Genomic DNA, 13,043 nt, shown 5'->3' on the forward strand with positions numbered 1-13,043 from the left:
CAGCTTCTAGCGGATCACGTCTCCCAGCGTCCGGGCCGCCCGCTCCACGTCCGCGAACCCGACGTACAACGGCGTGAATCCGAACCGCAGCACGTCCGGGTGCCGGAAGTCGCCGACCACGCCCCGTTCGATCAGCCGCTTCATCACATCCCCGGCGTCCGCACACCGCAGCGCGACCTGGCTGCCGCGCTCCGCGTGGGCCACCGGAGTCACCGACTCCACCCGCCCGGCGGGGACGTACGACGCCACGCACTCCAGGAAGAAGTCCGTCAGGGCAAGGGACTTGGCCCGCACCGCCTCGATCGAGACGCCGTCGCCATCGCCATCGCCATCGCCATCGCCATCACCGTCCCACACCTCAAGGGCCGCTTCGAGGGCGAGCATGGAGAGGATGTCCGGCGTGCCCACGCGACCGCGCAGGGCACCGGCGGCGGGTTCGTACTCGGAGCGCATGCCGAAGGGCTCGGCGTGCGAGTTCCAGCCGGGAAGCGGGGAGTCGAAGCGCCCCTGCAACTCCCGCCGCACATACAGATACGCGGGTGAACCCGGGCCGCCGTTCAGGTACTTGTAGGTGCAGCCGACCGCGAGGTCGACCCCGTGCTCGTCGAGCCCGACCGGCAGCGCGCCCGCGCTGTGGCACAGGTCCCAGACGACCACGGCACCCGCCGCGTGCACCGCGGCCGTCAGCGCGGGCAGGTCGTGCAGCCGGCCGGTGCGGTAGTCGACGTGGTTGAGGAGCACCGCCGCCGTACGGTCGCCGAGCGCGCCCGGCACCTCGGCGGGAGCCACCGGCCGCAGCGTGCACCCGGTCATCCGGGCCGCCGACCCGGCGATGTACCCGTCCGTGGGAAAGGTCGTGGCGTCGACGACGATCTCGTCCCGCCCCGATCCGGCCGTCATCCGCACCGCCGCCACAAGTGCCTTGAAGACATTGACACTTGTGGAGTCGCCGACGACGATCTGCCCGGCCGCCGCCCCGACCAGCGGAGCGATCCGGTCACCGATCCGCTCGGGCGCGGTCCACCACCCGCTCTCGTCCCAGGAGCGGATACGCAGTTCGCCCCACTGACGCCGGACGACGTCCTCGACCCGCCCGGGAACACCGACCGGCAGCGCGCCGAGCGAGTTCCCGTCGAGGTAGACAACGCCATCAAGGACGAACCGCGAACGCACACCGGCCAGTTCGTCACCGGCGTCCAACTTCTCGGCCTTCAGAGCGAGTTCAGACATGGGACCGCGCCGTCCACAGCTCGGGGAACACGTTCTTCTGCGCGCGCTTCTCCAGCCAGGCCACGCCCGCGGAGCCGCCGGTCCCGGTCTTCGCGCCCATCGCGCGCCGGGTGGCGACGAGATGGTCGTTGCGCCATCGCCACACCAGCTCGGCGACATCGGTCAACGCCTCGCCGAGCCGGGCGAGTTCGTCGTCGGCGTCACCGGAGTAGAGGGAGGTCCACACCTGCTCCACCGCGTCCGACGGCTCGTACCGCAGCGTCACGTCACGCGTCAGTACGGCCTCGGGGACCGCGTGCCCGCGCCGGTCGAGAAGCCTCAACACCTCGTCGTAGAGGCTCGGTTCGTGCAGGGCCTTCTCCAACTCCGCGTGCACACGCGGCGCTCCGCGGTGCGGGACGAGCATGGACGCGGACTTCTCGCCGAGGAGGAACTCCATGCGGCGGTACATCGCGGACTGGAAGCCTGAGCCCTCGCCGAGGGCGGCACGGTAGGAGTTGAACTGGGCCGGGGTGAGCTGGCCGAGGGGCCGCCAGGAGGCGTTGAGCGCGTCGAGTTCCCGTACGGAACGCTTCAGCGCGTCGATCGCGACCGGCACCCGGTCCTCGCGCAGGGCCCGCGCGGCGGTCTCCCACTCGTGGACGATGACGGTGAACCACAGCTCCATGACCTGGGTGGTGACCAGGAAGACCATCTCGCCGGGGTCGTCGGAGCGGGTGTGCTGGAGGTGGGTGAGGACGTCGGCCTGGACGTAGTCCTCGTAGGGGGTCGTCCCCTGGAAGTCGAGATGCGGGGCCTCGGGCTCCTGAGGTTCCTGAGCCGGTTGGGACATCGCTGTCTCCTGATGCGTACTCCGGGTAGCGGTCCGCCCCTGCCGTTTTCGACACGGTGGCCCCGGTCCCCACCGGGCATCCTCCCCAATCGTCCCCCGCGACCGCAAGGTCCGCCTGGTCACACCAGGCGGACCTGCATCAACGTCCCCGGACTAGCCGAGCGTCTGGGCCGCCGTGGGCGAGGAGTCCTTCAGGAACTGGCTGCACCGCGTGTACTCCTCCTGCTCCCCGATCGCCTGCGCCGCACGGGCGAGGGCGTGGAGGGCCCGCAGGAACCCACGGTTCGGCTCGTGCTCCCAGGGGACGGGTCCGTGCCCCTTCCATCCACTCCGCCGCAGCGAGTCCAGCCCGCGGTGGTAGCCCGTACGGGCATAGGCGTACGACTCCACGACACTGCCGCGCTCGAACGCGTCATCGGCCAACAGCGCCCAGGCCAGCGAGGAGGTCGGGTACTTCGCGGCGACATCGGCGGGCGTCGCACCGCTCGCGAGGAGGTCGCGCGGCCCGGGGTCTTCGGGGAGGTGGGTCGGGGGCGGTCCCCCGAGGAGGTTCTCGTGAATCGTCATGGGTTCCAGTCTCCCCCAGGGGTGGCGATTGGCTGGCATCCCGGTGCCGCACGGCATCAAGCCGCTACTCAAGACGCCCCTTCCCCGCCCGCGGCTCCAACGGCGGAGCCGTCACCCACCCGTGCGTGAGGCACTCCGGCCGACGGCAGTCCGGGGCCGGGCGGCGGACGGTCGCGTAGGCCAGGACCGACCCCACCACCAGCACCCCCGCGCACCACAGCATCGCCCGGTCGAAGGCGTGGTCGAAGGCCGGGGCCGAGCGGTACGCGTCCGGACCCATGCCTGCCAGCAGGGGCAGGGCTGCTACCGCGATGAGGCCGGCCGCGCGGGCCGCCGCGTTGTTGATGCCGCTGGCCAGGCCCGCCCGCGCGGTGTCCACCGAGGCGAGCACCGTGGCCGTGAGCGGGGCGACCAGGGTGACCATGCCGGCGCCCATCACCAGGAGGGCCGGTACCACGTCGACGAGGTAGGAGGCGTCCGGGCCGACCCGCAGCATCAGGAGCATCGCCGTCGCGCAGAGCAGAGGGCCGACCGTGAGGGGGATGCGGGGGCCGATGCGCTGGGCCAGTTCGCCCGAGCGGGCCGAGAACAGGAGCATCAGGGCGGTCGTCGGGAGCAGCGCCGTGCCGGCCTGGAGCGCCGAGTAGCCCGCCACTACCTGGAGTTGGAGCGCGGTCAGGAAGAAGAAGCCACCGAAGGCCGCGTAGACGCAGAAAGTGACGAGGTTGACCGCCGTGAACTGGCGCGACGCGAATATGCCCGGCGGCATCATCGGGTCGGCGCTGCGCTTCTCGACGTAGACGAAGGCGACGCCCGCCGCCACACCCGCTACGGCGGTCAGTACGACCACCAGCGAGCCGTTGCGCGCCTCGATCAGGGCGTACGTCACGAGCGCGAGCGACACAGCGCCCAGTGCCGCGCCGAGGACGTCGAAGCGGCCGTGCTTGCGGCCGTCCGCGGACTCGGGGACGTGGCGTACGGCGATGGGGGCGCAGATCAGGGCCATGGGGACGTTGATCAGGAACACCCAGCGCCAGCCGGGGCCGTCCACCAGCCAGCCGCCCAGGAACGGGCCGATCGCCGCGCCGATGCCGCCGAAACCGGACCACAGGCCGACCGCCCTGGCCCGGTCGTCGGGGTGGAAGGAGGCCTGGATGAGGGCGAGGGAGCCGGGGGTCAGGAGCGCGCCGCCGATGCCCTGGAGCGCGCGGGCGGCGACCAGGACGGTCACGTTCGGGGCGAGTCCGCACAGCAGCGACGCCGCCGCGAACCACACCACGCCCAGGACGAAGATCCTGCGGCGGCCGTAGCGGTCGCCGAGCGAACCGCCGAGGAGGATCAGGCCGGCCAGCGTCAGCATGTACGCGTTGACCGTCCACTGGAGGGCGGCCAGGTCGGCGTCGAGATCGCGGCCGATGCGGGGCAGGGCGACGTTCACGACGGTGGAGTCCACCATGGCCATGCTGGAACCGAGGACCGTGGTCAGCAGGATCCACTTGCCCTGGGGCGAGGCGAGCCGGACGTCGGACATGCCCCTAGGTATACAGCGAGCCCGGCGCCGTAGACAGACGGCGCCGGGCTCGTGCTGCAGCGGGTTACTTGATCTTCGTGCCCGTGGAGCGCAGGTTCCCGCACGCCTCGGTGACGCGCGCCGCCATCGATGCCTCGCCGAGCTTGCCCCAGGTGCGCGGGTCGTAGGTCTTCTTCGAGCCGACCTCGCCGTCGACCTTCAGGACACCGTCGTAGTTGCGGAACATGTGGTCCGCGATCGGGCGCGTGAACGCGTACTGGGTGTCGGTGTCGAGGTTCATCTTCACGACGCCGTTCTCCAGCGCGGTGGCGATCTCCTCCGGCGTGGAGCCGGAGCCGCCGTGGAAGACGAAGTTGAACGGCTTGCTGCCGGCCGGCTGGCCGTACTTCGCGGCCACGCCCTCGTTCAGCTCCTTGAGCAGGTCGGGGCGGAGCACGACGTTGCCCGGCTTGTACACGCCGTGCACGTTGCCGAAGGACGCGGCCAGCAGGTAGCGGCCCTTCTCGCCGAGGCCGAGCGCCTCGACCGTACGGATCGCGTCCTCGACCGTGGTGTAGAGGGAGTCGTTGATCTCGTGCGAGACACCGTCCTCCTCGCCGCCGGTCGGGGTGATCTCCACCTCAAGGATGATCTTCGCGGCGGCGGCGCGGGCCAGCAGCTCCTGCGCGATGGCGAGGTTGTCGGCGAGGGTCTCCGCCGAGCCGTCCCACATGTGCGACTGGAACAGCGGGTTGCCGCCGGCCTTCACGCGCTCCTCGGAGACGGCGATCAGCGGACGGACGTAGCCGTCGAGCTTGTCCTTGGGGCAGTGGTCGGTGTGCAGCGCGACCGTGACCGGGTACTTCTCGGCGACGATGTGCGCGAACTCGGCCAGGGCCACGGAACCCGTGACCATCTCCTTGGCGTACTGGCCGCCCAGGAACTCGGCGCCACCCGTGGAGATCTGGACGATGCCGTCGCTCTCGGCCTCCGCGAAGCCGCGCAGCGCAGCGTGCAGGGTCTGGGTCGAGGTCACATTGATGGCCGGGTAGGCGAACTTGCCTGCCTTCGCCCGGTCGAGCATCTCGTTGTAGACCTCGGGGGTTGCGATGGGCATCTGTCCGCTCCTTGGTATGTGCGGGTTGGCGATCTTCGCGATCTGCGTGCTACGGCCCTGACCTAGACCTTGGGTGCGACGTCATCGTCGTGCCCATCTTTCCAGACGGGGCCGGATGCTAAGAGGGGGCGGTCAGTCCAGGCCCAGCTCGTCCTTGGAGTAGGCGAAGAGGTACGGCACCCCGGCGCCCTGCTCGATCTTCTCGGCGGCACCGGTCGCCCGGTCCACGATCGTCGCGACGCCGACGACCTCCGCACCGGCCGCGCGCACGGCCTCGACCGCGGTGAGCGGGGAGTCGCCGGTGGTGGAGGTGTCCTCGACGACCAGGACCCGGCGGCCCTTGATCTCGGGGCCCTCCACCTGACGCTGCATGCCGTGCGCCTTCGCGGCCTTGCGCACGACGAAGGCGTCCAGCTTCCGGCCCCGCGCGGCGGCGGCGTGCAGCATCGACGTGGCGACCGGGTCGGCGCCCATGGTCAGGCCGCCGACCGCGTCGAAGTCGAGGTCCGCGGTCAGGTCCAGCAGCACCTGCCCGACGAGCGGGGCGGCCTCGCCGTCGAGGGTGACGCGGCGGAGGTCGATGTAGTAGTCCGCCTCCAGCCCCGACGACAGGGTCACCTTGCCGTGCACCACGGCCTTGTCCTTGATCTGCTGCAGCACCACGCCGCGTACGTCCGTCATGCCGCCCAGCTTAGAGGCGGGTCCACGCCCAGGTCATCGTGGCTTCCAGCGGCTCGATCGGGGTGACCAGGCGGGGCAGGGTGTTCAGGCCGTTCGGCGGGCCGGTCTGCGGTTCCACGCACACGGCGGCCTCCTGCTCGTCGTAGACGACGACCCATTCCTCCGGGCTCGTCACCTTCAGCTCCAGCTGCCCCGGCCAGGTCAGCGTGACGTCGACGCCGTCCGGCATGCCGAAGCAGTCGTCCCAGGGGCTCGGCTGACGGTCGACGCGCTTGCCGGTGGGGAGGTGGTCGTCGCCGCGCTCCTCCTGCCAGGCGGGGCTGAAGTCGACGGTCACGTCCTCGCCGCCGAGGTTGCGGTGGAACCACGGGTGCCAGCCGATCTGCGCCGGGAACGAGTCGTCGTACGCCTCCACCGCCATCGTGAGCGTCAGGGCGTCCCCGGTCAGCGCGACGACCTGGGTGACGCGGCCCGGGTGGGGCCAGGGCTCGACCAGGTCGTACGTGATGACCGCCTCGTCGGCCGACCTGCGGGCGGTGCGCCAGGCGCCGTCGCGGACGGTGCCGTGGATGGCGTGCGGCGGGGAGTTGAGCGGCATCTGGCGGAGGGTCCCGCCGTCGAGGAAGCGGCCGTCGCGGATCCGGCCGCACCAGGGGACCATCGGGAAGCACCCGAACCGCTCGCCCTGGCGCAGGAGTTCGGTGCCGCCGACGCGGAGCCCTCCGATACGGCCGCCGTTGCCCGGCTGTACCGTCACTTCCGCGTCACCCGCGGTCAGCGTGATCTCTTCGTTACTCACGGCACGACCCTACTGGGCGGATCGACGGTCCGATCAAGAGGGCGAACCGCGAACCGTCAACGGCGTTTGCGCAACACCCTGTTGACCACGATCGCCGAGGCCACGATCACCGCCGCGGCCGGGGCCGCCCAGCGGAGGGTGGCGTTCGCCGACACGGTCTGCGGGGCGGGGACGGGGGCGTAACGGCCGCGCGGGGGTGCGTGGTCGACCTCCTCCGCGCTGCGGCCGATCATCGTGCGGCGCGCGTGCGCGGCTTCGGCGGGGGGTACGGGGGTGTCGGCGAAGGTCTCGGAGACGTGCGGTTCGGGTTCGTCCAGGCCGCCGATGCCGGCCACGGGCTCGTCGATGTCATCGATGTCGTCGTTGTCGTCGTTGTCGTCATCGATTCCGTCGGGCTCGTCGGCGAGTGGGCCCTTGGTCGGAGCCGGGACCTCGGTCTCCAGTGCCTCCAACATGGCGGTGGGGTCGGCGAGTTCGGCCGGACCCGATTCCTCCGCCTCCGCCTCCGCCACTCCGCCCGGCTCCCCATCCGCTTCCGCCCCCAGGTTCTCCGCGAACCGGTCCAGCAGCCTGGTCGTCGCCGCTCGCACCGCGTCCGGCGCCAGTTCGGTGATCCGGCCGTCCGCCGTCGCCGTACCGTCGAAGACGAGGGTGCAGCCGCCGTCGGACTCGCGGACGCGCAACGTGAGCCCGAGTTTCACGGAACCGGTGCCGCGGGCCTCGGTGGCGTCGCCCTCCACGGCGTACGTACCGTCGTCCTGCGCGGAGACGCGCACGGAACCCCGGTAGGTGATGGAGTGGCTGCCGACGCGGACCTTCAGGCGTCCGGCGACGGGTTCGGTACCGGCGTCCTGCTGGAAGCCGGGGACGGCGCGGGCGACCCGGGCGGGGTCGGCGAGTGCGTCCCGCAGTCGCTCGGGGGTAACCGGAACGTGCACCTCATGCTCCATGCTTGCCGAGCCTACCTAGGTTGACCGGGGGTACACCTGCCGTTGCCCGGAAGTGCCGGCGTGTTGATGCGGGCGTCGGATGATGCCGACCCGCGCTGAAGAGCAGGCGACCCTCCCGCACACAGGACTTCCCGCACACAGGACCTCAGTACCGCGGATGCACCAACGTGGAAGCCGCCAGCCCCGGCACCCGCGTCCGCTCCGCCGCCCGTTCCTCGCTCGCCAGCCCCGGCTCCACAGGCGCCACCCCCCGAGTCGCCAGCACGAACCCCCAGTCGCGCGGCGCCCGGGACGTGCCCGTCGTGCGGTCCGGGCCCGCCGCGAACCCCGAGGCGCGGCCCCCCACCCGGTACGGGACGGGGTGGAGCCCGGCCGCGCGAACCGTCGAGACCACCGTCCAGAAGACATGGCGCCGGGAGGAGACGGGACCGGCGTGCACGACCAGCCGCCCCCGCTCCGTGAGGGCGCGGCGCGCGAGGCCGTAGAACTCCTGGGAGTACAGCTTCGTGCTGGCGGTGATGCCGGGGTCCGGGAGGTCCGCGATCACCACGTCGTACGACCCCTGGCGCACCGCGCGCAGCCGGTCGAAGGGGTCGCCCGTGGTGACGTGGACGCGCGGGTCGTCGTAGACGTGGTCGTTCAACGCGGACAGGGCGCGGTCGTGGCGGGCCAACCGGACGACGCCCGCGTCGAGTTCGACGATGTCGACGCGGCGCACGCCCCGGTGGCGCAGCACTTCCCGCGCCGCGAGGCCGTCGCCGCCGCCGAGGACGAGCACGCGCGCGTGGGGGCCGTTCATCGCGGGGGTGACGAGTGCCTCGTGGTAGCGGTTCTCGTCGCGTCCGCTGACCCTGAGGCGGCCGTCGAGGAAGAGGTCGAGGGGGCGGCCGTGGTCGCCGCCGGTGAGGACGACCTCCTGGACGTCGGTCTGGAGCGCGACCCGGACGTCCTTGCCGTAGACCGCGTGCCGCGCGGCCCGTTCGAAGTCGTCGACGAGTACGGCGGCGGAGGCGAGGAGGCCGAGGACGGTGAGGTTGGTGATGACCAGGAGCCAGCGGCCCCGGCGGGAGAGGTCGCGGCGGAACAGGCCCAGGACCAGGGAGCCGCCGGCGACCACGTTGACCGTGCCGGTGAGCAGTGTGCCGGTCAGCTGGCCCAGGAAGGGCAGGAGGAGGAAGGGGAACGCCAGGCCGCCCACCAGCGCGCCCACGTAGTCCGCCGCGAACAGGTCGGCGACCGCGCCCCCCGCGTCCTGGCGGCGGATCCGCTGGATCAGCTCCATCAGCAGCGGGACCTCCGCGCCGATCAGCAGCCCGATCGCGAGCGAGAAGGCGACCAGGAGACAGCGCGGGCCCTGGGCCCACAGCCCGCCCCAGTTCCCGGTCCAGGCGAAGACCGCGTACAACGCCATCGCGCTGCATCCGCCGATCAGCGCGAGGGCCGCCTCGACCGCGCCGAACCCGGCCGCCGCGTGCCAGCGCAGCCGTTTCGCGCCGAGCGAGCCGATGCCCATCGCGAAGACCATCACGGAGAGGACGACGGACGCCTGGGTGACCGAGTCGCCGATCAAGTACGAGGCGAGGGCGACGAGTTCGAGTTCGTACACGAGTCCGCAGGCCGCGCAGACGAAGACGCCCGCGAGCACCAGGAACCGGCCCGTGCCCGGCCGTACGGGCAGCCGCGCGGGGCCTGCCCACGGTGGCTGGGTACCCGGCCGGGCCGGCGCGTGCGGTTCGATCACGCTGCGACGTTACGTCACATGATGGGCACGCTTCGTCACCCACACGTGTGGAATGTGTTTACAGCGACCGGGGTCGGTGTCGGCCGGCAGGAGACGGTGGACCGGGGCGGTGTCGGCCGTACAACTCACACCGGGGAGGGCACGGCATGCCCCACCGGCACCCGCACCCCCACCCGCGTCCGCGTCGCCACCAGCTGCCCGTCCTGCGGATACGCGTGCCAGGTGCGCCAGTGCACCTGCCCCTCGTGCCGCTGGGCGAGCATCGCGGTGAAGGCGTGCGGGCTGCCGGGGAAGACCCCGGCGAGGCCGTTGGGGTGGTCGGCGACGAGGGCCAGCAGTTCCTGGGCACGGCCCGCGAACTGCCCCGGGGACAGCACCTCGACCCGGGCCGCGAACTCGTACTCCCAGTCGCCGACACGCTTGGCCACCCCGAGCGGCAGCGGTGTGCTGGAACCCGGGATGCACGCGACCGTCTCCGAACAACAGCCCCGCTCCTCGTCCAGGAGTACCTGGTGGGACGCGCCGAGCAGTCTCAACTGGAGCTTCGCACCGGCCAGTTCGAGATCGAGGGTGGCCAGGGCGGGAAGCGGCTCGCGCCCCAGGGTCCAGGCGAGGTCGGCCGCGCGCGTATCGGTGTAGGAGGTCTTCAGGGTCGTGAGCATGGATCGGCTCCGCTAGCACGCAAAGAAAGGGGAGGTGTGGGGTCCGGCACACCCCGGCCGACACCGGGACATCGGCCCGGTCGGCCCAGTCAGGAGAAGGTGTCCGCAGGCGCCCGAGGGGCTGCGTTGGGGCTGCGTTGGTGTGTTAGAGGGAATCATGAGCGGTGGCGCCACCACAGCGTTTTTACCCAACTTCGTGGGGTTTCCATCCCTCAGGGGGCTGCACAGCTCAACTGTTCAACCAAGGCGTACGCCCAGGCGTGTCAGGCGCGCGCCGGAGCGCCCGCCGGGAGCGGTCTCCCGACGGGCGCCCCGACCCCCCGTGCCATCCCCGTCGGCGGTGCTCGGCTGCCCCGTGCCGGCTGTCACCGCGCCCGGCTCACCAGGTCACCGGGCCACCGCGTCCGGCCCGGCCGGTCACCGCGCCCGGCTCAGTTGCCGCCGCCGCAGCCGCCCCCACCCCCGCAGGACGACCCGCCGCCGCACGACGAGCCGCCCCCGCAGGACGAGTGCCCGCCGCCACCGCAGGAGTGGTGGCCCCCGTGGTGCCCTCCGGAGTGGCCGCCCGAGGACGACGAACCCCCGTCCCCCGCCCACCAGCTGCTGCTCGTACCGGCGGCGCTGCCGCCGTGGAGCCCGGCCCGACGCCCCGATCCCTTGCTGAGCCTGTCCTTGCGCCCGGCGCGGACCACCGCGCCTACGAACGCCACTGCGACAACCGCCAGGATGATGCCGAAGAACATGGCGTCACCCTCCTTCCAGTTCCCCCGAAGCGGCCCCCCGTGGGCGCCTCGTGTGGTGCGTGACACAGGGATGCCCGGCCGTCTCACCTGCCAAAGCAGAGTTGAGGAACTCCAGAGCTTGGGCGCAGGATGACGGGCATGACCTCCACCGCACGCCCCCTCCTCAACCGCCGGCTCGCCGAGTTCGGGACGACGATCTTCGCCGAGATGTCCGCCCTGGCCCTGAAGACCGGGTCGATCAACCTCGGCCAGGGTTTCCCCGACACGGACGGCCCCGAGGAGATCCGCGAGGCGGCGGTCCGCGCGCTGCGCGACGGACGCGGCAACCAGTACCCGCCGGGCCCCGGCGTCCCCGAACTCCGCACCGCGATCACCGCCCACCAGCAGCGCCGCTACGGCCTCTCCTACGACCCCGACGCCGAGGTCCTGGTCACGGCGGGCGCGACGGAGGCAATCGCCGCGGCCCTGCTGGCCCTGGTGGAACCGGGCGACGAGGTCATCGCCTTCGAGCCGTACTACGACTCCTACGCGGCCTGCATCGCGATGGCGGGCGGCACCCGCGTACCGGTCACCCTGCGCCCCTCGGAAGGCCGCTTCCGCCTGGACCTGGACGAGCTGCGCGCCGCCGTCACCGACCGCACCCGCCTCCTCCTGATCAACACCCCGCACAACCCGACCGGCACCGTCCTCACCCGCGAGGAACTCGCCGCCATCGCCGAACTCGCCGTAGAACGCGACCTGTTGGTGATCACGGACGAGGTGTACGAGCACCTGGTGTTCGACGAGGCCGAGCACGTTCCGCTCGCCACCTTCCCGGGAATGAGGGAGCGGACGGTGTCGATCGGTTCGGCGGGCAAGACGTTCTCGTTCACGGGGTGGAAGGTCGGCTGGGTGACGGGCACCCCCGCCCTCGTCACGGCCGTGCGCTCGGCGAAGCAGTTCCTGACGTACGTGGCGTCGGGCCCGTTCCAGTACGCGGTGGCGGAGGCCCTCGCGCTCCCCGACTCGTACTTCGACGCCTTCCGCGCGGACATGCTGGCCAAGCGGGACGTCCTGGCGACGGGCCTGACGGAGGCGGGCTTCGAGGTCTTCCGCCCGGCGGGCACGTACTTCATCACGACCGACATCCGCCCCCTCGGCCCCGAGCTCTCCAAGAACGGTGACGGCTTCGCCTTCTGCCGCGCCCTGCCGGAACTGGCCGGTGTCGTCGCCATCCCGAACGCGGTCTTCTACGACCACCGGGAGGAGGGCGCGCCCTTCGTACGGTTCGCGTTCTGCAAGAAGACCGGCGTGCTGGAGGAGGCGGCGGGGCGGCTCCGGGGGCTCTGAGGTGCCGGAAAGCGAGAAGCGAGCACGTACGCCACTACGGACGGCTACGCTCTGGCTACCGCCTTCCACTACCTCGCGGATATCGCCGCTCGTACCGGGGAAACCGAATTGACAAGCTCCTTAGCAGAATTCAGCAAGGCCGCCCAGGGCCTGTCCCGCAATCCACTGGGCATCATCGCCTTGTTCATCGTGATGGTCTATGGATTCGCGGCTCTGGTCACCACGTTCGCCGATTCGCTGTCCGCAACCGAGAAGACTCCACTCATCTATTTCCTGGTGATCTTCCCAGTCCTGGTCCTGGGCGTCTTCGCCTGGCTGGTGAGCACGCACAGTACGAAACTGTTCGGGCCCGGCGATTTCAAGCGCGAGGAGAACTACGTCGAACTGATGTCCGCCACCGCGTCACTCACACTCGCCTCCGTCAAGAGGGAGGACACGGCATCGGCGGCTCCGGACATTCAAAGCATCGTCAGGTCCGTCCAGGACGCGGTACCGGCGCGAGACATCGCAGCAGCACGCAAGCAAGCCCTGTGGGTCGACGACAGTCCCGGGAACAATATCGACGAGCGGCACGCTTTCGAAGCCGTAGGCCTGCAGATCTCGCTGGCGCTTTCGACCGATGAGGCTCTCGCCGCAATCGAGCGGCAGAGTTTCGCGCTCATCATCTCGGACATGGCTCGCAAGGAGGGCCCGACGGAAGGGTACGTCCTTCTGGAGAAGCTGCGCGAGCGCGGCGACTCTACGCCCTTCTTGATCTACGCGAGCGCGGACTCGCAGGAGCTCCGGGCGGAGGCACGACACCGAGGCGCTCAGGGATCCACCAACAGCGCCCAAGTCCTCTTCCGGACAGCCATGCGCATCGTTCTCGGCTGAACAAGCGGC

At 71.1% G+C, this 13,043-nt stretch carries 13 protein-coding genes; 2 read left to right on the top strand and 11 right to left on the bottom strand.

The window, feature by feature from the left end:
- Positions 1–6: 6 nt before the first annotated feature.
- The 11 genes from kynU to OG407_RS24775 all read right to left on the bottom strand — a co-directional run bounded on the left by kynU (position 7) and on the right by OG407_RS24775 (position 10,832).
- The gene (gene kynU / locus OG407_RS24725; protein WP_405861269.1) at positions 7–1,230 is read right to left on the bottom strand and encodes a kynureninase; all 1,224 of its coding nucleotides are present in this window, start codon (positions 1,228–1,230) and stop codon (positions 7–9) included.
- Positions 1,223–2,062: a tryptophan 2,3-dioxygenase family protein gene (locus OG407_RS24730; protein ID WP_405861271.1), complete on the bottom strand. Its 840-nt coding sequence runs from the start codon at positions 2,060–2,062 to the stop codon at positions 1,223–1,225. Before OG407_RS24730 ends, kynU begins: the two co-directional genes overlap by 8 nt.
- Positions 2,063–2,215: 153 nt before the next feature.
- Positions 2,216–2,629, bottom strand: coding sequence for a DUF3151 domain-containing protein (locus OG407_RS24735; RefSeq protein ID WP_403595886.1), 414 nt, complete (start codon positions 2,627–2,629; stop codon positions 2,216–2,218).
- Between the two features lie 64 nt (positions 2,630–2,693).
- Entirely contained in the window at positions 2,694–4,160 is a 1,467-nt protein-coding gene (locus OG407_RS24740) for an MFS transporter (protein ID WP_405861273.1), read from the bottom strand.
- Positions 4,161–4,224: 64 nt separating this feature from the next.
- Positions 4,225–5,256, bottom strand: a complete 1,032-nt coding sequence (gene fbaA / locus OG407_RS24745) for a class II fructose-bisphosphate aldolase (RefSeq protein ID WP_405861275.1) — start codon at positions 5,254–5,256, stop codon at positions 4,225–4,227.
- A 132-nt stretch (positions 5,257–5,388) separates the two neighbouring features.
- A complete protein-coding gene (gene pyrE, locus OG407_RS24750) occupies positions 5,389–5,937 on the bottom strand; it encodes an orotate phosphoribosyltransferase (RefSeq protein ID WP_393751053.1) in 549 nt (182 codons plus the stop codon).
- A 10-nt stretch (positions 5,938–5,947) separates the two neighbouring features.
- Entirely contained in the window at positions 5,948–6,736 is a 789-nt protein-coding gene (locus OG407_RS24755) for an aldose 1-epimerase (RefSeq protein ID WP_405861277.1), read from the bottom strand.
- Positions 6,737–6,792: 56 nt separating this feature from the next.
- Positions 6,793–7,686: an SRPBCC domain-containing protein gene (locus tag OG407_RS24760; RefSeq protein ID WP_405861279.1), complete on the bottom strand. Its 894-nt coding sequence runs from the start codon at positions 7,684–7,686 to the stop codon at positions 6,793–6,795.
- Between the two features lie 145 nt (positions 7,687–7,831).
- Positions 7,832–9,427, bottom strand: coding sequence for a polyamine aminopropyltransferase (locus OG407_RS24765; RefSeq protein WP_405861281.1), 1,596 nt, complete (start codon positions 9,425–9,427; stop codon positions 7,832–7,834).
- 125 nt (positions 9,428–9,552) lie between these two features.
- Positions 9,553–10,089 carry a DUF2617 family protein gene (locus OG407_RS24770; protein WP_405861283.1) on the bottom strand — a complete coding sequence of 179 codons (537 nt, stop codon included), beginning with the start codon at positions 10,087–10,089 and terminating at the stop codon, positions 9,553–9,555.
- 431 nt (positions 10,090–10,520) lie between these two features.
- Positions 10,521–10,832 (bottom strand): hypothetical protein, encoded by a 312-nt coding sequence (locus tag OG407_RS24775; protein ID WP_405861285.1) that lies wholly within the window; start codon positions 10,830–10,832, stop codon positions 10,521–10,523.
- Between the two features lie 129 nt (positions 10,833–10,961).
- Here OG407_RS24775 and OG407_RS24780 point away from each other — a divergent pair, with 129 nt between their 5' ends.
- Positions 10,962–12,161 (top strand): pyridoxal phosphate-dependent aminotransferase, encoded by a 1,200-nt coding sequence (locus tag OG407_RS24780; RefSeq protein ID WP_405861287.1) that lies wholly within the window; start codon positions 10,962–10,964, stop codon positions 12,159–12,161.
- Positions 12,162–12,269: 108 nt separating this feature from the next.
- Complete coding sequence (locus OG407_RS24785; RefSeq protein ID WP_405861289.1) at positions 12,270–13,034, top strand: response regulator; 765 nt, start codon at positions 12,270–12,272, stop codon at positions 13,032–13,034.
- Positions 13,035–13,043: the final 9 nt, after the last annotated feature.

This window comes from Streptomyces sp. NBC_01515 (assembly GCF_045040345.1).
Taxonomy (GTDB): Bacteria; Actinomycetota; Actinomycetes; order Streptomycetales; family Streptomycetaceae; genus Streptomyces.